Genomic DNA, 17,117 nt, shown 5'->3' on the forward strand with positions numbered 1-17,117 from the left:
CCTGAATGCGGGAAACCGGTGTCGTGCCGCGGCCGTCGCCGCGCGATGCGCGCCCGGAAAGCGGCGGCGAAGCGGTAAGACGAGAGCGCGTTTCAGGCCGTAATTTGGCAATGAATTCTGCTATGCAGTCACCCTAGGGGAAATACCGAATGATCGTGCGTTTTATGCGAAAACGCTAAAAACCCGATGCTGTTCGGACTCTTGGGGCCTGCGTGACGAGCCATCGACGAACCACCGGGGCGAACCCCGGGTTGACCCCGCCGGCTCCCTTGGATAGATTCTGCAATGCAGACGTAAATTCTGATTAGTGGAATGATCGTATCGAGGGCGCAGCGGCCGGACTCCCTGCCGTCGCTCCTCCGGAGGCCGGCTCTTGAAAATCTTCGGGCAACTTGGCGAACTGCAGGCCCATGTGGGCGAACCGCTGGGCGTGGGCGAATGGATGACCATCGATCAGCCGCGCATCAACGAGTTCGCACACGCCACCCACGATCATCAATGGATTCATGTTGATCCCGGGCGGGCGGCGGTCGGCCCGTTCGGCGCGACCGTCGCCCACGGCTTTTTGACCTTGAGCCTGTTGCCCGCGCTGTGCGCGACTGCATTTCAGGTGGACGGCACGCGCATGGGCGTCAACTACGGGCTCAATCGCGTGCGCTTTCCGGCGCCCGTTCCTGTCGGCAGCCGCATCCGCGCGGCCTGCCGGCTGCTCGAATACACGCCGCTCGACAGCGGTGCGCAACTGACGATCGAGGCGACCGTCGAGCGCGAGGGTTCGGAAAAGCCCGTCTGCGTGGCGCAGATGGTGTCGCGCCGTTATTGCTGAGCCAAACGCTTTCGAAAAAGGAGAGGCCATGCGCTTTACCGACCGGGTAGCGATCGTGACGGGGGCCGCGAGCGGCATCGGCCGGGCGACGGCAAAGCGCCTCTACGACGAGGGCGCGGCGCTCGCGCTCGTCGACCGCAACGAGGAGGCACTCGCCGCCGTTGCCGATGGCATGGACCGCGCGCGTGTCTGGTACGCGGGCCTCGACGTCGCGTGTGAAGACGATGTGGCGAGTTGCATCGATCGGGTGCTGCAACGCTTCGGCGCCCTCGACGTGTTATGCAACAACGCCGGCATTGCGGGCGGCGACTATTCGCTGGTTTCCGAAACGAAAACCGCGGTCTGGCAGCAGATTCTCGGTGTGAACCTGATGGGCGTCGTGCACTTCACCAAATGGGCTTCGCGCAGCATGATCGAGCGCGGCCGGGGTGCCATCGTCAATACGGCCTCGGTGGCGGGCGTGCGTTCGGGGGCGGGCGGCAATGCGTACAGCGCATCGAAAGCGGCGGTCATCAACCTCACGATGACGAGCGCGTGCGATCTCGCGCCCTGGCATATCCGCGTGAACGCGGTGTGCCCGGGTCTCATCGAAACGGGCATGACGGCGCCTGTGTTTGCGCGTGCGCGCGAGCAGAACAAGGAAGACCGGCTCGGCTATCGCTGCGAGTTGCGCCGCCCGGGGCGCCCCGAGGAAGTGGCCGCGGCGATCGCGTTTCTTGCGAGCGACGACGCGAGTTATGTGACGGGCCAGGCGCTGCCGGTGGATGGCGGCAATACCGCCTCGCTGAATTTGCCGGGGATGAAGGTGTGAGGGCATCGACACTTCGCCCTGACCCGAACGAGACGGTTTCGCACGCAACGGCTTGCGTTTCGCTTTCGGTTCGAGCGGCCGTTTGATTCATCCCGGATAACCGGAAAGAGCGTCCCGAATATTTTGTCGTTTTCGGCTCGCTTGATCTTCCCCTTCAAGGGGCGATTGATTACTCTTGTGCTCGCCAGCCCGGCTGCCGATAAACGATAGCGCGCGAACCGAATCGCCGCGCCGGCTCGTCGAGGCTCTTTTTGCACTCGCCCCATGAAAATCCGATACACCGCATTCGTCCCGGTTCTTGCGCTGGGACTGGCCAGTTACGCGCCTGTGGGTCACTGCTCGAGCGATATCGCTTCGCTGGCCGGTGTCTATAGTTCGGCGCACCCCGTCACGATCGACGGCGTGAGGACGCTGACGCATGGCTATGTCGAAATCGATCGCGACGGGCGCATCACGGCTTTTGAACAAGACGGCGAAGGCCCTGGGTCCATCGGGAGCGGATGCTACCGGATGGCGGACGGAACGGCGACCAACGCGGGACTCCAGCAGCGCATCCTGACACCCGGCGTTTCGCCACGCGGCGACGCCGTTTATCAGACGCTCGCCGGCGAGAGCGATACGTTTGGCATACTGGTCAAGCCCGGCACCAACGGGGCCATGCAATGGTTTTTCCATTGGGGTGCCGCGAACAGCACGGTCACGATCAATGGCAATACCAATGTCGTCAGTTCGCAGCAGGGGGCGTCCTATTCCATCAGCGGGCCTGCGTTAGCCACGCCGACCCCGGAGCAGTTGCGCGGCATGCTGTGCCACCCGGCAACGCCGGATTTACCGCATACCGATTCCGGTCAGGCTGGCCCGGTCCAGGAATCGCATGCCGATGCAGTCCTCGCGGCCCAGAATGTCGCGGCGGCGGCGAGTGGTCCGGTCGCCGCCGGTATCGTCCACCAGCCCTCGCTTCCCGCGAGCGGCGGCATGGATCCGTCTTCTCTCGCGCCAGGCTTGCCGTTCGTTATCGCGAAGGACGTCACGAAGCCGATCGACGCGACCGCACTCGCGAAGTTCGGTGTTTCGCCCGATTCGCCGCAGGAGAGGATATTGAAGGACTGGGCCCAGAAGGTTGTTTCGGATTCCGATATAAAAGGGTATTTTCTCGCCGCTCCGGATCCCGCGTCCGGACCTGCAGTTGGCCTTTCCCGCGCATTGGGCTTGATGGACGGCATGGCGAGAATTTCGCCGCAGGATCGTGAACAGCTGGCCGGCATGACAACCCGCGCTCTTGAGAACGCGCCGCCGGATTGCGGCGGCGCCCGGAGCGTGCAGGCCATCACGTCGCGCTACCTGTCGCTGGGCAGCGAGAGCGACGAATTGCTGGAGGCCCAACTTCAGGCGATATTCGATCTGCTCAAGCAGTCGACCCAGACCGCGCCGCCGCCGCAGATCACGGCAGCCCAGCAGTTGCAGGGGCAACTTGCTCTTTCTTCGTCGATTGCGGAAGCGCTGAAGCATGACCCGTCCGAAGCGGACGATCTCGGGCTATTGCTGACCGGCAAGCAGGCGATGCTTTCTCCAGAAGCCTGGTGCAAGGCCACACGTCTTTATCAGGCCGCCCTCACAAAAGTCCCGCAACCACAACGCGACTGGATCATGCTGGCCGACCTCGAAAAGCAGAGACGTCTTGCATCAGTGTTCGTGGCGGTCATGACGCGTGCGGCTTCGATGCCCCGGACCTCTCCGCAGGCGTCCGGTGCCCCGGTGGTGTTCGACTATGCGGAGAGGGTTCGGCAACGCGTGCGGCCGCTTATCGTCTGGAGCGGAAAAGCGATTCACGGCGAAACCGTAGTCGAAGTGCATTGCAAGTCTTCGGGCAACCTCGAATCAGCGAGGATTGTGCGCTCGAGCGGCGACAAGGAGTGGGACAGTGCGGCCCTGAGTGCGGTCAGACGAGCCGATCCCATGCCGGTCGATGAAAACGGCGAAGCACCCCGGACATTCGAGATCACGTTGAGGCCAGGCATCTGACCGGCAAGCGGACCTCGCAATACCGGAAGTCAGGAGTCCATGAGGCCTCGGGCATGCATCCCTCGCATGCCCGGATACCTGTCTCCGTTCAGAAGGTTTCCCAGTCCGACGATGCGCCGACGCCGGTTTCGATACTGCGCCAGGCGCGGCACTGTGATCAGACAAAATCACGCTGGAATCAAGGTCTTGAAGAGGTATACGGCAGGCCTGCGCGCGACCTCAGCGAAATAAATCGTGGCCGAACGCGTGAGGTCAAACACGCGTGCGATTCGAACGACCGCAAGCCTATGCCGTCGCATACATAGACTTCATGGCGTCTAAGGGATGGGACGCGGCCGCGCGTCTGGCTATCGTTGCGTACAGCCGGTGCGATTCGATCGAAAAGCCGGATACGCCGCAATGACCCCATACGAATCAGGAGACGCGCATGAGCCAGCCACAAGTGGTGACACTGACCCGGTCGAAGTCGCCCGCCATTCCCCGCAACTGCACCTTCGACTCCCGCGACTGGGAGATCCTGAGCCGCTACTGGCACCCCGTCGCCTTTTCGGGCGACTTGCTCGACAAGCCGCTCAGCGTAACGCTGCTCGACGAGCCGCTCGTCGTCTATCGCGCCCACGGCCGCGTGGTCGCCGCGCGCGACGTGTGCCCGCACCGCGGCGCGCCGCTCAGCCGCGGCTGGGTGCTCAACGATCAGCTCGTTTGCCCGTATCACGGCCTCGAATACGAAGCCAACGGACGCTGCAGCCATATTCCTTCGCAGCCCGAAGGACCGATTCCGGAGCGTCTGTGCCTGACCACCTATGCGGCGCAGGAAGCCTATGGTCTCGTGTGGGTGTCGCTCGGCGGCGGCGAAGTGCCGCTGCCCGATTTCCCAGCCTGGAATAGCGAAGGTTTTCAGCAGATACTGCCGCCCTCGATCGATATTCGCGCCTCGGCAGGGCGGCAGACCGAAGGCTTCATCGACGTCGCGCATTTCGCGTGGATCCATCACGAAAGTTTCGCCGACCGCCGCAATCCGGTCGTGCCTCAGTACTCGGTCGAGCGCCGCGAGAACGGCCTGCGCGCCGAATACGTGAGTACGGTCAGCAATTTTCCGAAGTTCATGCAGCACCGCGCGCCCGAAGGTTATCTGTGGCGCCGCGTGTTCGAAGTCGACGTGCCGTTCTTCGCGCGGCTTACGGTGCATTTTCCGGAGCATGGCCGGCTCGCCATTCTCAATGCGGCAAGCCCGGTGTCGGCACGGCACACGCGGCTCTTCGTGCCGATCGCCCGCAACTTCGACCATGACTTGCCGCTCGACGACGTCTATGAGTTCAACCGCCAGGTGTTCGAAGAGGATCGCGCCATCGTCGAACTGCAATGCCCGGAAGACTTGCCGATCGACCGCTCGCTCGAAGCACCGATCCTGGCCGATCGCTCGTCGGGTGCCTACCGGCGCGCGCTGGGCGAGATCGGCCTCGGCCAGTCGTACGTGCGTTGAGCGAACCGCGGGAGACACATCATGAAAATCTGGGAATGCGTGATTTGCGGGTTTCGCTACGACGAGGCCGAAGGTCTGCCGCACGAGGGCATCGCGCCCGGCACGCGCTGGGAGGACGTACCCGAAGGCTGGGTGTGCCCGGACTGTGCCACGGGCAAGCACGACTTCGACATGCAGGTGGTGCCGGCATGAGCGCGCAGACACAAGCTCAGGGTGGCCCGCAACCGCTCGTGATCGTCGGCACGGGGCTCGCGGGATATACGGTCGCTCGCGAGTGGCGCAAGCTCGATAGCGAAACGCCGCTCGTGCTGCTGAGCCGCGACGATGGCCGGTTCTATTCGAAGCCCGCGCTTTCCAACGCGCTGGCGCAGAAGAAGGAACCCGATCAGCTCGCCACCTTCGACGCGGCTGCAATGGCCACGCAATTGCGTGCCCGGATCGTGACGCATTGCGATGTGCGGCGCTTGCTGCCCGAGGCGCATTCGATCGAGCTCGATAGCGGCGAAGTGCTGCGCTACCGCGCGCTCGTTCTCGCCACGGGCGCCGATGCGCGGCGCGTGCCGATAGACGGCGACGGAACGGACGACGTGCTCTCGGTCAACGACCTTGCCGACTATGCGCGCTTTCGCGAAACGCTGCGCACGTGCCGGTCGGTGGCGATCCTCGGCGCAGGGCTCATCGGCTGCGAGTTCGCGAACGATCTGGTAGCGGCGGGGCACGCGGTCACGCTTGTCGATCCGGCCGATGCGCCGCTCTCGCGACTTCTGCCGTCCGAGGCAGCGGAGGTGTTCGGCCGTGCGTTGGCGGCGGCGGGCGTCGTCCTGCGGGCCGGTGTGAGCGTCAATTCGATCGCGCGATGCCAGCGCGGCTACCGGCTGCTGCTCTCGGACGGCACGCGCCTCGATGCCGATGTCGTGCTCTGCGCCATCGGGCTCGCGCCGAGAGTCGCGCTGGCGCGGGAGGCGGGGCTCGAAGTCGCAGACGGCATCGTGACCGACGCCTGGTGCCGCACGAGTGCGCCCGACATTTACGCGCTGGGCGACTGCGCGGCCATCGACGGCCGTGTGCGTCCTTACGTACTGCCAATCATGTATGCGGCGCGTGCGCTCGCGCAGGGTCTGGCCGGCAAGCTCACACGCGTGGAATTCCCGGCCATGCCGGTGATCGTGAAGACGCCCGCGATCCCGGCCGTGGTGGTGACGCCCGCCGCACAGGGACGCTGGTCCACCACGGTCGGCTTGGGAGATGCACCGCGTGCCATACGCGCGATTTGCGAGGATCCGGGAACGGGTCGCATGACCGGCTTCGCGCTGCTCGACGCGGCCACTGCGGAGAGGGCGGCGCTGCTCAAGGCGATGGCTGCTGCATAGGTCAGCGCATCGATCAGCGTATCGATCGACTGAACCCGGCATAAACCGGTGCGCGGATAACATCGTCCGTTCCGCGCATCGCCCCTCGACAGGCAGCTTTTTCGCTGACCGACACCTGTTGCGGATCGATGGCCATGGGGTTCTCCTGTCTTGCTCCATGGATCTCGACCGTTTGCCGCCGCGAGCGAGGGCTCGCGGCTTTTTTTATTCCGCCTTGCCTATTGCCTTGCGTGTCCTGCGAACCATCAAGGCACGAGACTTTTCGCCACGCCCGCCACCAGTCGCCTTAGCCAGACCACGGCCGCGCTGCGATGGGTGCGATCATGCCAAAGCTGATAGTAGGTGAGCGCCCGGGGTTCGCAGGGAATGGGCTCGATGCGCAGCGGCAGCAGGCTGCAGAAATGCGTGGCGAGGGCGCGCGTGGTGGTGAAAAGCAGATTCGAGCGCAGCAGCACATACGGTGCCATGCCGAAGTAGGGCATCGTTGTGGTCACGTTGCGCGAGAGGCCGCCGCGCGCGAGTTCGATGTCGATGGTGCCGAGCCCGGTCTCGTGGTGCGTGGTGACGCCCAGATGATCGGCCTCCTGGTAGATCGCGCGCGTGAGATTGCCGCGCTTGACGGGGTGGTCCTCGCGCATCACGCAGACCAGATCGTCCCGGCACAGCGGCTGGAGATGGAGCAGCTCGGGCGGCGTGCTCCAGTTGCCGATCACGAGATCGAGCGTGCCGCTTTCCAGCGCATGTTCATAGCCGCCTTCCACGGTCATCAGATGCCGGAAGTCGATGCGCGCGCGCGGCGCTTCCTGCTTGAATGCATCGACGATGGCGGGCAGAAAGAACACGTCCAGATAGTCGGGCGAGCCGATGCGAAACGTCCGTTGCGTGGTCGCGGGATCGAAGCTGACGGTGGGGTTCAGGACCGCCGAAATGCCGGCGAGCGCCTGATCGAGCGGCTCGATCAGCGTCATGGCGTGACTGGTGGGCACCATGCGGCTGCCGCTGCGTACGAGCAGGGGATCGCCCGTCATCGCGCGCAGCTTGCGCAGCGCGACGCTGATGGTCGGCTGCGATTGCCCAAGCAGTACGGCCGTGCGCGAAACGCTCGATTCCGTAATCAAGGTATGAAGAATCTTGAGGAGGTGGGAGTCTATGACTTGTCTATGCATGGGGCCGCCATCGGATTGCCGGGGTGTTTCGATGCGTCTTCGAGGCGCTTGTTTTATCGATTTCCACGATGTATACGTAGCGATATTTCGTGCGTCAATCGATGCGCAAAGCGAATGAATGCTGAAAGCCTTGCGATTCAGGCTTTATAACGGACCGAATATCGTGTTCATGTTCGCCGCGCCATGCCGATTGCAGGGCGCATGGCATGATGGCGATTCGCCCGACTGCCTGCATTGCAATCCTGTTTCGCGTGCGCAGTCCACTGGAGACACACGAGACTTTCCCTGTTGCAGACGATGAACATACGAAAACGCGTTGCGGCCGACAATCCGGTATTGCTTGAAATCTGGCATCGCTCCGTGCGCGTGACGCACACATTCCTGAGCGCGCAGGATATCGATGCACTCTATCCGCAGGTCAGGGACCTGTATTTGCCTGCCGTGGAGATCTGGGTGTGCGAGGACGAAGCCGGCCAGATCGCCGGATTTATCGGCACGCACGAAGCGCAGGTCGAAATGCTGTTCGTCGATCCGGCGTGGTTCGGTCGAGGCGCCGGCTCAAAGCTGCTCGATCATGCAAGCGCGCTGCGCGCGAAGCTCACTGTGGACGTCAATGAACAGAATCCGCAAGCGCATGGGTTCTATCGGCACTACGGCTTCGAAGAAGTCGGCCGTTCCCCGGTCGATGCCGCGGGCAGGCCGTTTCCGCTGATACACATGGCGCTGCGCGATTGAACCGGCGCCGCGCAACCTTTATTGCCGCAACGAGGGAGATCCGATGATCCGCTTACCGGCAGTGGCACATTCACACTCGCATTCATACGCGTTGCGTCGTCTTGCGCAGGCCTTGATGCTGGGCGCACTCGTGCAGATCTGGGGCTGTGCGTTGCAGGGGCACAGCGGCCAGGCCGACACCGGCCCGGTTGCACTCGACGCCCGCCCCAACGGTCTTGCGGTTCGTCCGGACGACGGCGCCGTCTACCTGACCGACGACGCAACGAGCAGCGTGCTGCGTTCGTCCGATGGCCGTTCGTTCAGCCGCTACGCGGGGGTTCCCATCGGTGCGGGCCAGGCCGCGAGCCTCAGCCAGATCGCGTTCGATGCCGAAGGGAATCTGCTCGTCGAGCGTTTCGGATTCGGCACGGCGGGGGGCCTCTTCAGCATCGCCGGTGCGGACCACGTGGTGGCCCTGGCCGGTCTGGATCCCACGCGGCGCAGGCTGGGTCTCGCGTCCGCCGGGGCGCACCGCGCGCTTTCGACATGGTTCAAGGGCGGCGGCGAGGGCGCTGCCACCGGTGGCCTGAGCCTCGTGACCTACGACGCGGCCACGGGCGAAGCCCGCGAGCGCGACCTGGTCACGGGACTCGGCAAGCCGGTGGGCGTGGTCGTGCTGGGCGACAAGGTCTTCATTGCCGACCAGGCGCGCAACGCGATCGTCAGCGCTTCGCTGCCGGCGCTCGTCGCCGCGGCGCAGCCGGTTTCGAACCTCGACGTGTTCGCCAGAATCGCGCATCCGGATCTGATGGCAGGCGATCCCGCGACTGGTGCGCTCTATACGCGCTGCAACGCGGCATCGGTTTGCCGGATTGCCGCCGATGGCACGGTCAGCGAGATCGCGAATGGCTTTCACGACGCGCGTGGGGTCGCGTTGAATTCCGCGCGGCGCGTGCTTTACGTGGTGGATCGCGCGGCGTCGGGCGGCACCAGCTATCTGCGCAGCGTGCCGTTGCCCTGACCGTTCGCTCGCACCGGCAGGCGGCAAACTCAGACCTGGATCACGCGTGCCTCGATACGCGCAAGCCGCTTGAGGTGGCGTGGCGCCGGCACGAGATCGGCCCCGGAAAAGAGGACCGGCGCGCCGTTTTCCTCGCTCAGCGTCCTGCCGCCGCATTCGTAGGCGATGATGGCCTGTTGGCCCACGGGCGTGTTGAACAGTTCGTGCCACGAGAACATCACGGCATAGCCGTCGTGGCCGATCGCAACGAAGATCATCCGCTTGAAATCGCCCGGCGTATCGCAGTGCACGCCGGCGTGCTGGATGAGATCGGTGAGCAGGACGCCCCGATAGGGTTCGACGGTGCGAATGAACCGCTGGGTCGTGTAGCAGCGCAGATCGAACGGCGCGCAAGTCACCGCGGGGAACGCCCGGAGCTCGTCGAGCGAGAGCGCAAGGGGGCGCGTCAGGCTGCCCGTGATGTGCAGCGCGACGGCGCGATCCGGGGCGCCGTGCACAGCGGCATGGGCTGCGGGCGGCACTACGGCGGCGGTAGGGGCGGTCTGCGCGGTATCCATCGTCGGGTCTCCTGGCCGGTTGGGCCAGTCTCGGTCGCGATATAGTCATGCGTATATTACGCGGTGTGCGCTCGCCGATCCAGCCTGACCCGAAGCATGTCGGTCATATCGCTGCCGCCATGCCCCGATAACGCTGCAACCGGGTCTTAGGGGGACGGATTGTCTGCGGGACCGTCGGGCGCGGCGGAGACCGCGGAAACCGCCATTTCTCCCGGAACCCTGTCGAACAGTCGCACCAACCGGTTCACAACCTGCGAGACTACGAAGAGGCCCAGCACGCCGATCAGCACGGGGCAGAGCAGAAAGCTCGCCGATCCGGCGCCGCTCAGCATGATCACGAGCGGGTCCGCGCCGGCGGGCGGATGGATCGAGCGGGTGATCTGCATGGCCGCAATCGCGAGGCCGGTGGCGACGGCCATCGCCCATACGCCGTTGCCCGCGAGCCGGAATACGGCCAGGCCCACGGCGGAAGCGATCAGGTGGCCCAGTATCAGGTTCTTCGGCTGAGCGAAGACGCTCGCGGGCGCCGCGAACAGCAGAACGCTCGATGCTCCGAACGGCGCGATCAGAAGCGGCAGTCCGGTGAGCTTCGCGAGCGAGCCGAGGAGGGCGATGGCGGCTGCGCCACCCAGCAGGCCGCGCAAGACCTCCGGGCCAAAGAGGAAGCGCGGCGGGGTGGTCGCCGTTCTATCGAGTTCTCGCATGAAAATATTATGGATGACTAAATGAAAGAAGCCGCGCGCTTCGGGCAGAGGCGCGCGGCGCAGCGACTTATGCCGCCGTGTAGCGGCTCGCTTCTTCCGAGCCTTCCGTTGCGTTGCCGGCGCTATACGAGTGCGCGCCTACGCCGGCCAGCTTGCCGCCGTCCACGATCAGGTACTCGTCGCGAATGGGCTTGCCCGCGAACCAGCATTCGAGAATCTCGCGCGTGCCCGCGGCATAACGCGCCTGCGCCGAAAGCGTCGTGCCGGAGGTGTGCGGCGTCATGCCCTGATGCGGCATGCTGCGCCACGGATGATCGCGCGGCGCCGGCTGCGGGAACCACACGTCGCCGGCGTATCCGGCCAGTTGTCCGCTTTCCAGCGCACTCACGATCGCATCGCGGTCGCAGATCTTGCCGCGCGCCGTATTGATGATGTACGCGCCGCGCTTCATCTTCGAGATCATCTGCTCATTGAAGAGGTGCTCGGTCTCGGGGTGCAGCGGGCAATTGATCGTCACCACGTCGCAGACCTTCACCATCGACTCCACGGTGGGGTGCCACGTGAGGTTCAGTTCGCGTTCGACCTGCTCGGGCAGGCGGTGACGGTCGGTGTAGTGGAGCTTGACGTCGAAGGGCTTGAGACGGCGCAGCACCGCCGTGCCGATGCGGCCCGCAGCCACGGTGCCCACATGCATGCCTTCGAGGTCGTACGCGCGCTCCACGCAGTCGGCGATATTCCAGCCGCCTTTCTTCACCCACTCGTGCGAAGGCAGATAGTTGCGCACCTGCGAGAGGATCATCATCACCACGTGCTCGGCCACGCTGATGCTGTTGCAGTACGTGACCTCGGCCACCGTGATGCCGCGCTCGATCGCCGCCTGCAGATCGACGTGATCGGAGCCGATGCCGGCCGTGAGCGCGAGCTTGAGCTTCGGCGCCCGGGCAATGCGCTCGGCGGTGAGGTAAGCCGGCCAGAACGGCTGCGAGATCACGATTTCGGCGTCGGCGAGCTCTTTCTCGAAGCGCGAGTTGGGGCCGTCCTTGTCGGACGTGACCACGAGCGTGTGGCCTTGCGATTCGAGAAAGCGGCGCAGACCCAGTTCGCCGGAAACGCTGCCCAGCAGCTCGCCCGGCGTGAAGTCGATTGCCTTCGGGGTGGGCGCGGTCTGCCCGTCGTGATAGCGCTCGATGGTGGGAACGGTGTCGCGCGCATAGCGTTTGGGCATGCCGTTGACCGGATCGTCGTACAGCACGCAAAGAACCTTGGCCATGAATCTCACTCCATTTTTGAAAGAGAGGAACGGGGCGGACCGGCGCTGCACAGCGGCGCCATTCTGCCCTTGCTACGATCGTTCGGTACGCGAAGGATCGATGGCCAGAGTGTTGTCGATGACGCGGGGTCGGGTCCAATCGTTTGGAGGGATCGGCTGATAACTGCCGCTTATCAACACGCGCAAATGAGGGCGCGGCGCACCGTGCGTCGGCGTTTCAGGGCGCGCAGAGCAGGGCGTCGAAACGGCCCTGCAGATCGAGGCGCTGCGCCGCTTCCCACAGCGCCGAAACGAGCGGCGGCATCACCGGCGCATTGCGCGTGATGAGGCCGATCTCGCGCGTGAGTTCGGGCTTGAGCAAGGTGGCCGCGAACGGTCCCTGGCCATGCACGCTGCCAAGCAGGCTATGCGGCAGCACGCTGTGCACCTGCACGTGCTGCACGGTGGAGAGCAGCGTGAGCAGCGAGTCGGCCTCTGCAACCACGGTGGGCTGCACGCCCGCGCGCCGGAACGCCGCGTTGATGACCTGGCGGTTCTGCATCGACGCATTGAGCAGGCAGAGCTGCAGGCCGCCCAGATCGGCCCAGCGGTCGATGCCGGTACAGGCGCCTTCGCCGCTGCCGGCGGGCGACATCAGGATATAGCGCTCGCGATAGAGCGGCGAGACCGCGAAGCCGGCCTGCACGTCGTGGTCGAGATAGGTGAAGCCGATGTCGAGCTCGAAGTCGTCGAGCTGGCGCAGGATGTCGTTCGAACTGAGCGAGCGCAGCGAAAAGCGGATATCGGCGTGCTCGGCGCGGCAACTCGCCACCAGCAGGCTCACCACGGGCAGCGTGGTGGGAATCACGCCGATCCTGAGCGTGCCGCTCAGGCGCACGCGCGCCGCGGATGCATCCTGACGCATGTGTTCGAGCGTCGCGAGCGTCTGGCGCGCCCAGCCCAGCACGCGCTCGCCTTCTTCGGTAAAGCCGAGAAAGCGCCTGCCGCGCCGCACGATCACGAGGCCGAGCTCGTTCTCCAGATTGCGGATGGCCGACGAAAGCGCCGGCTGCGAGACGTTGCAGACCTCGGCCGCGCGCGCGAAATGCTGCTCGCGTGCGAGCGTGACCAGATAGCTGAGTTGGCGAATGAACATCGCGGGCGCACGCCGGGCCGATGCGCGAACGCATCTACGCGAGCAGGTCCTCGTAGAACGCGCCGAAGGGCCGCGTAGGGTGGGCGATCTGGATTTCGAGGATCCACAGTCCTGCCGCGGGCGCCGCGTCGAAGTCGCCCAGGTTGCCGGCCTTGTAGATCGCGTGGGGAAAGTCGCTCACGCGATGGCCCTTGATATCGACGTTCAGGCGCCAGCCATGCGCCTCGGCCCGTTCGGCCGCGTAGTCGTAGAGCGCGATGCCGCTGCATCCGGTGGCGCGCCAGTGGGCTTCCACTTCGTCGAACACGGTCTTGGCGGCGCGTGCGCAATCGTGCATCGCCGGATCGCTCCCTGTGACGAAGGTTGCGCCGGCGTCGCCCTCGTGGCCGCCCCAGACCACGCCCAGATCGACGAAGAAGATGTCGTCGTCGCCGAGCACGGGGTCGCCCGCGGAACGCTCCTTGAAGGTACGCAGCGTGTTTTCGCCGAAGCGGACCAGCACCGGGTGCCAGATACGGTCCATGCCCAGCGTCTCCAGGATTGCCTTGCCCTGCAGGCTGGCTTCGGACTCGCGCATGCCGGGCCGCACGGCTTGCGCAATCTGCTCGACCGCTTTCCAGGTCATGGCCCGCGCATGCTCCATGGCGGCGAGCGAGAAGTGCTCGCCCACCGCCTGCTTCGAATGGCTGTTCACCGCGTCGTCCTCCAGTGGGGATTTGTTTTATCGATATATTCTCTCGTATACTTCGATCGGTTGCCATGCTCGCCTGCGACGAGCAGCGCAGCACGGAAGGCAAAGCGGAGCCGGTCGATCGTTGATCCGGCTGCTGGCGTAGCTTTAGTCGGCGGCCAGGTTTGCTTCAACCTCAACTACCGCAAGCCCGGCGTTTTCCTCTGCCTGCGCCTTTGCCGCCCGCGCGGCCGCGGACGGCATCAGCAACACGGCCACCGCCACCGAAATGAGGCAGCCCGCCACTACTTCCTCGATGCGCAGCTTCGCGAGCGGCACGATCGCGAAGCCCAGTTGCCCATACACGAGGCCCACGAGCATCGTGATGAAGAACACGCCGCGCGCATAGGCGTGAAGAATGAAATAGGCCCACCCGAACACCGATAGCGCCATGGCCGCGATGAGGACGCCGGCCGCGTGCGGGAACGCGATCACGAGAAGCGCGCTGACCGCCGCGCCCGCCAGCGTGCCCGCGAGCCGTTTGGCCACGCGCGCAAGCGTGTCTTCGCGCGAGTGGGTGCCGAGGAACACCACGAACGTGCTGATGACCGCCCACATCGAACGGTCTTCCGACAATTCGCTTCCCGCCAGCATGGCCAGCAAGGCAGAGATCGTCGCCAGGGCGGCCGTTCGCCAGGCGAGGTGCCGATGTCCGCGGGTGAGTGTGGCGACGTCGGCCAGCCGGGGCAAACGCAGCCTCGCGCAAAGGCGGCCGGCCCCGCGCGCGGCGGCGCCGGCGCGGGTTCTCGCGCTCGACGCGCCATGGTAGAGCGCCCGCGCGAACGCGCGCCATTCCCCATCGCGCGGCGCCATCGGCAGGACGACGCGTCCCACGACGGCTACCACGAGCGGTGCGCTCGCCATCACACCCAGCATCGCCAGCAGTTTTTCATGCGAAGGGTGCAGGTAAAGACCCAGGTAGAACGCCACCAGCGCAAGCAGCGCGCTGCCTACTGCACGCGGTCCGAGCGGCTGGCAGAGCATGCCGACGAACACCACCAGCAGCAGTCCCGCATAGCGCAGCTCCGGCTGCGACGCGATCAGCGCCGACGCGGCAAACGATGCGCAGGCGCAGCAGTAGAGCAGGAACAGCGAAACGAGCCAGCTCGACAGACGGCTTTCGCGCAGAAAGAGCGGCGCGATCATGGCGAACAGCGTGCCGGGCGCGGCGAGGGTGATGTCCTGATGGTGCTGGAGCGTCCACCACACGTCGAGCGTGGCGGTGACGAGGCAGGCGAGTGTCGAGCGGCCCGCATTGCGCAGACGCGAGAATTCGGGGTCCTGGGCGAGCGCGCGGTCGAGCACGCGGGAACAGGCGGCGGCAATCATCTTCGATGCGATCCGTACAGATCGGCGACCCGGCTTGTGGCCTTGCGCCGAAAACCGGGCATGACGGCCCGGCATTGAATGGACGCCGCGCGCGCGTCCCGGCCGGGATCTCCGGCGAGGCGTGCGTCTGGCGAGGCTTGACACCCGGCCCGGCGGGGCGCGCCAGGGTAAGGGCGCGCGAATCGTGGGCAGGGTTTTCCCGAATGATAGCCGAACAAAATTACGGGAATATCCCAATGCCGGGCTGGCAGGGAGACTTTTCGTGACGAATGCGACTGACTATCCCATCGAAGGCGGCTGCGATTGCCGGTTCGTGCGCTATCGCCTGCTGTCTGCGCCGCTCTTCGTGCATTGCTGCCATTGCCGCTGGTGCCAGCGCGAGACCGGCGCGTCGTTTGCGCTCAATGCGATGATCGAGAGCGACCGCGTCGAGCGGCTGGCCGGCGCGCCGGTGCTCGTCGATACCCCGTCGCAGAGCGGGCGGGGGCAGCGGATTGCCCGCTGCCCGACCTGTTCGGTGGCGCTCTGGAGCCACTACGCGGGCGCGGGGCCAGTGCTCTCGTTCATCCGCGTCGGCACGCTCGACGATCCCGACCGGCTGCCCCCGGACATTCATATTTTTACGGCCTCGAAGCAGCCGTGGGTGGTGCTGCCCGAAACGATGCCCGCCGTGCCGGAGTATTACGACCGCGAGCAGTACTGGCCGCGGGAAAGCCTCGCGCGGCGCGAGGCGCTGCTGCCGCGTATCGAAGCGTGGCGGGTTTCGCAGCGAAATGGCCACTAGAGCGCACGCGGTCGCATCCGGGGTATTTCAGTAATTTTTTATAAATTACTGAAATTTCCACCTGCGCGGTCCCGAGGCGGTCGTTTTTCAGTAAAATTCAAGAAATTACTGAAAACGGCCGGACCATGGAAGGCTTCCCCCTCTATCAGCAGCACGAGCAGGCGTACTGCGTCCAGTTCTCGAACATCGAGCAGGCGGCGGCTGCGCAGGACCGCGTGCTGGTGGGCGCACCGGGGACGATCATCGAGCACAGGCGCGGCAATGCGATCTACTACGCGCGGCAGTTCATGGACGCCGAAGGCAAGCGGCAGCAGGAGAACCTGGGCGGCCCCGAGGGCGATCCCGAGGTAGACGCGCGTGTGGAGAGCATGCAGGCGCGCATCGATCAGGGCAAGGATCTCGTCGGCCGCATCCGCGAACTCGCGAAGCTGGGTTTCCAGGTGGCCGACAACAAGACCTACGCCACCATGGGTGTTCTCTACAATCATGGACTGTTCCAGGCGGGGGCCGTGCTGGTCGGCTCGCACGCCTACGCCGTGCTGCTCAACAGCCTCGGCATCAAGGCGATCGCCTACCAGACCGACGATGTCGATATCGCGCGCGGGCGCCAACTGGCGCTGCAAAACGTGCCCTCGGGCGGCCTGCTCGACATCCTGAAAGAGACGGGCATCGACTTCGTGCCCGTGCCGCCGTTCAACAAGCGCGAGCCTTCGACTTCCTTCAAGCAGGCGGGCAAGACACGCTTTCACGTCGATCTGCTCGTGCCTTCGGAAGACAACGCGTTTCCCACGGTGGCCGTGCCCGAACTCGGCGCGCATGCCACCGGGCTGCCGTATCTCGCCTATCTGCTCGGTCAGTCGCACATGGGCACGCTGATTTCGCGCCACGGCGCCGTGTCCGTGCGCGTTCCCGATCCGGCGCGTTTCGCGATTCACAAGATCCTGGTCTCGCGGCTGCGCACGAACATGCTGCTCAAGTCGCAGAAGGACGTGCAGCAGGCGTGCGTGCTGCTCGCGATGCTGGGCGAACATCGCAGCGGCGATATCGAAGCGGCCTGTGCCGACTTGCCGGCTTCGGCGCGCTCGCTGGTGCGCCGCGCGTTGCCCGAGGTGCGGCGCGTGCTTCACGCGCACGAAGGCGCGCTCGACGAGTTCGAGAGCGGGGTGGGGGCGGGGCGATAAGCGGCTGGGGCCGC

At 65.2% G+C, this 17,117-nt stretch carries 18 protein-coding genes; 10 read left to right on the top strand and 8 right to left on the bottom strand.

The features are described 5' to 3' along the window. Nucleotides 1-373 precede the first annotated feature (373 nt). From U5760_RS12680 to U5760_RS12705, 6 genes are all read left to right on the top strand, one after another. On the top strand, nt 374-826 hold the full coding sequence (locus tag U5760_RS12680) for a MaoC family dehydratase (RefSeq protein ID WP_322012149.1): 453 nt from the start codon (nt 374-376) through the stop codon (nt 824-826). Nucleotides 827-854: 28 nt separating this feature from the next. Next, entirely contained in the window at nt 855-1,637 is a 783-nt protein-coding gene (locus U5760_RS12685) for an SDR family NAD(P)-dependent oxidoreductase (protein WP_322012150.1), read from the top strand. Nucleotides 1,638-1,901: 264 nt separating this feature from the next. Continuing rightward, on the top strand, nt 1,902-3,659 hold the full coding sequence (locus U5760_RS12690; RefSeq protein WP_322012152.1) for an energy transducer TonB: 1,758 nt from the start codon (nt 1,902-1,904) through the stop codon (nt 3,657-3,659). 427 nt (nt 3,660-4,086) lie between these two features. Further along, on the top strand, nt 4,087-5,142 hold the full coding sequence (locus tag U5760_RS12695) for an aromatic ring-hydroxylating dioxygenase subunit alpha (RefSeq protein ID WP_322012153.1): 1,056 nt from the start codon (nt 4,087-4,089) through the stop codon (nt 5,140-5,142). A gap of 21 nt (nt 5,143-5,163) precedes the next feature. Continuing rightward, entirely contained in the window at nt 5,164-5,334 is a 171-nt protein-coding gene (locus U5760_RS12700) for a rubredoxin (RefSeq protein ID WP_322012154.1), read from the top strand. Then, nucleotides 5,331-6,512: an NAD(P)/FAD-dependent oxidoreductase gene (locus tag U5760_RS12705; protein ID WP_322012155.1), complete on the top strand. Its 1,182-nt coding sequence runs from the start codon at nt 5,331-5,333 to the stop codon at nt 6,510-6,512. The genes U5760_RS12700 and U5760_RS12705 overlap by 4 nt, the downstream gene beginning before the upstream one ends. Before the next feature lie 13 nt (nt 6,513-6,525). Here U5760_RS12705 and U5760_RS12710 read toward each other — a convergent pair whose 3' ends face one another. Both U5760_RS12710 and U5760_RS12715 read right to left on the bottom strand, forming a co-directional pair. Beyond that, nucleotides 6,526-6,648 (bottom strand): hypothetical protein, encoded by a 123-nt coding sequence (locus U5760_RS12710; protein ID WP_322012157.1) that lies wholly within the window; start codon nt 6,646-6,648, stop codon nt 6,526-6,528. Between the two features lie 109 nt (nt 6,649-6,757). Next, nucleotides 6,758-7,678, bottom strand: a complete 921-nt coding sequence (locus U5760_RS12715) for a LysR family transcriptional regulator (RefSeq protein WP_322012158.1) — start codon at nt 7,676-7,678, stop codon at nt 6,758-6,760. Nucleotides 7,679-7,975: 297 nt separating this feature from the next. Between U5760_RS12715 and U5760_RS12720 the strand changes: the two genes are divergently transcribed. Beyond that, nucleotides 7,976-8,413 carry an acetyltransferase gene (locus tag U5760_RS12720; RefSeq protein WP_322012159.1) on the top strand — a complete coding sequence of 146 codons (438 nt, stop codon included), beginning with the start codon at nt 7,976-7,978 and terminating at the stop codon, nt 8,411-8,413. Nucleotides 8,414-8,456: 43 nt separating this feature from the next. Then, a complete protein-coding gene (locus U5760_RS12725; RefSeq protein ID WP_322012160.1) occupies nt 8,457-9,413 on the top strand; it encodes a hypothetical protein in 957 nt (318 codons plus the stop codon). Nucleotides 9,414-9,442: 29 nt separating this feature from the next. Here U5760_RS12725 and U5760_RS12730 read toward each other — a convergent pair whose 3' ends face one another. The 6 genes from U5760_RS12730 to U5760_RS12755 all read right to left on the bottom strand — a co-directional run bounded on the left by U5760_RS12730 (nt 9,443) and on the right by U5760_RS12755 (nt 15,138). Next, nucleotides 9,443-9,970: a molybdopterin-dependent oxidoreductase gene (locus U5760_RS12730; RefSeq protein WP_322012161.1), complete on the bottom strand. Its 528-nt coding sequence runs from the start codon at nt 9,968-9,970 to the stop codon at nt 9,443-9,445. A gap of 146 nt (nt 9,971-10,116) precedes the next feature. Further along, nucleotides 10,117-10,674, bottom strand: a complete 558-nt coding sequence (locus U5760_RS12735; RefSeq protein WP_322012162.1) for an HPP family protein — start codon at nt 10,672-10,674, stop codon at nt 10,117-10,119. Nucleotides 10,675-10,741: 67 nt separating this feature from the next. Continuing rightward, on the bottom strand, nt 10,742-11,944 hold the full coding sequence (locus tag U5760_RS12740) for an NAD-dependent formate dehydrogenase (protein ID WP_322012163.1): 1,203 nt from the start codon (nt 11,942-11,944) through the stop codon (nt 10,742-10,744). A 217-nt stretch (nt 11,945-12,161) separates the two neighbouring features. Next, nucleotides 12,162-13,079: a LysR family transcriptional regulator gene (locus U5760_RS12745; RefSeq protein WP_322012164.1), complete on the bottom strand. Its 918-nt coding sequence runs from the start codon at nt 13,077-13,079 to the stop codon at nt 12,162-12,164. A gap of 34 nt (nt 13,080-13,113) precedes the next feature. Continuing rightward, entirely contained in the window at nt 13,114-13,773 is a 660-nt protein-coding gene (locus tag U5760_RS12750) for a M24 family metallopeptidase (protein WP_322012165.1), read from the bottom strand. A 144-nt stretch (nt 13,774-13,917) separates the two neighbouring features. Then, nucleotides 13,918-15,138: an FUSC family protein gene (locus tag U5760_RS12755; protein WP_322012166.1), complete on the bottom strand. Its 1,221-nt coding sequence runs from the start codon at nt 15,136-15,138 to the stop codon at nt 13,918-13,920. A 262-nt stretch (nt 15,139-15,400) separates the two neighbouring features. Here U5760_RS12755 and U5760_RS12760 point away from each other — a divergent pair, with 262 nt between their 5' ends. After that, on the top strand, nt 15,401-15,922 hold the full coding sequence (locus U5760_RS12760; protein ID WP_322012167.1) for a GFA family protein: 522 nt from the start codon (nt 15,401-15,403) through the stop codon (nt 15,920-15,922). Between the two features lie 125 nt (nt 15,923-16,047). After that, nucleotides 16,048-17,103, top strand: a complete 1,056-nt coding sequence (locus U5760_RS12765) for a GSU2403 family nucleotidyltransferase fold protein (RefSeq protein WP_322012168.1) — start codon at nt 16,048-16,050, stop codon at nt 17,101-17,103. Nucleotides 17,104-17,117: the final 14 nt, after the last annotated feature.

Origin of the sequence: Paraburkholderia sp. J12 (genome assembly GCF_905220215.1) — a bacterium.
In the GTDB taxonomy this organism is placed as follows: Bacteria; Pseudomonadota; Gammaproteobacteria; order Burkholderiales; family Burkholderiaceae; genus Paraburkholderia.

Bases quoted from the DNA above. Each gene is read 5' to 3' on its own strand.
- U5760_RS12685 (WP_322012150.1), top strand. From the start codon at position 855: ATGCGCTTTACCGACCGGGTAGCGATCGTGACGGGGGCCGCGAGCGGC.
- U5760_RS12690 (WP_322012152.1), top strand. From the start codon at position 1,902: ATGAAAATCCGATACACCGCATTCGTCCCGGTTCTTGCGCTGGGACTG.
- U5760_RS12695 (WP_322012153.1), top strand. From the start codon at position 4,087: ATGAGCCAGCCACAAGTGGTGACACTGACCCGGTCGAAGTCGCCCGCC.
- U5760_RS12700 (WP_322012154.1), top strand. From the start codon at position 5,164: ATGAAAATCTGGGAATGCGTGATTTGCGGGTTTCGCTACGACGAGGCC.
- U5760_RS12705 (WP_322012155.1), top strand. From the start codon at position 5,331: ATGAGCGCGCAGACACAAGCTCAGGGTGGCCCGCAACCGCTCGTGATC.
- U5760_RS12710 (WP_322012157.1), bottom strand. From the start codon at position 6,648: ATGGCCATCGATCCGCAACAGGTGTCGGTCAGCGAAAAAGCTGCCTGT.
- U5760_RS12715 (WP_322012158.1), bottom strand. From the start codon at position 7,678: ATGCATAGACAAGTCATAGACTCCCACCTCCTCAAGATTCTTCATACC.
- U5760_RS12720 (WP_322012159.1), top strand. From the start codon at position 7,976: ATGAACATACGAAAACGCGTTGCGGCCGACAATCCGGTATTGCTTGAA.
- U5760_RS12725 (WP_322012160.1), top strand. From the start codon at position 8,457: ATGATCCGCTTACCGGCAGTGGCACATTCACACTCGCATTCATACGCG.
- U5760_RS12730 (WP_322012161.1), bottom strand. From the start codon at position 9,970: ATGGATACCGCGCAGACCGCCCCTACCGCCGCCGTAGTGCCGCCCGCA.
- U5760_RS12735 (WP_322012162.1), bottom strand. From the start codon at position 10,674: ATGCGAGAACTCGATAGAACGGCGACCACCCCGCCGCGCTTCCTCTTT.
- U5760_RS12740 (WP_322012163.1), bottom strand. From the start codon at position 11,944: ATGGCCAAGGTTCTTTGCGTGCTGTACGACGATCCGGTCAACGGCATG.
- U5760_RS12745 (WP_322012164.1), bottom strand. From the start codon at position 13,079: ATGTTCATTCGCCAACTCAGCTATCTGGTCACGCTCGCACGCGAGCAG.
- U5760_RS12755 (WP_322012166.1), bottom strand. From the start codon at position 15,138: ATGATTGCCGCCGCCTGTTCCCGCGTGCTCGACCGCGCGCTCGCCCAG.
- U5760_RS12765 (WP_322012168.1), top strand. From the start codon at position 16,048: ATGGAAGGCTTCCCCCTCTATCAGCAGCACGAGCAGGCGTACTGCGTC.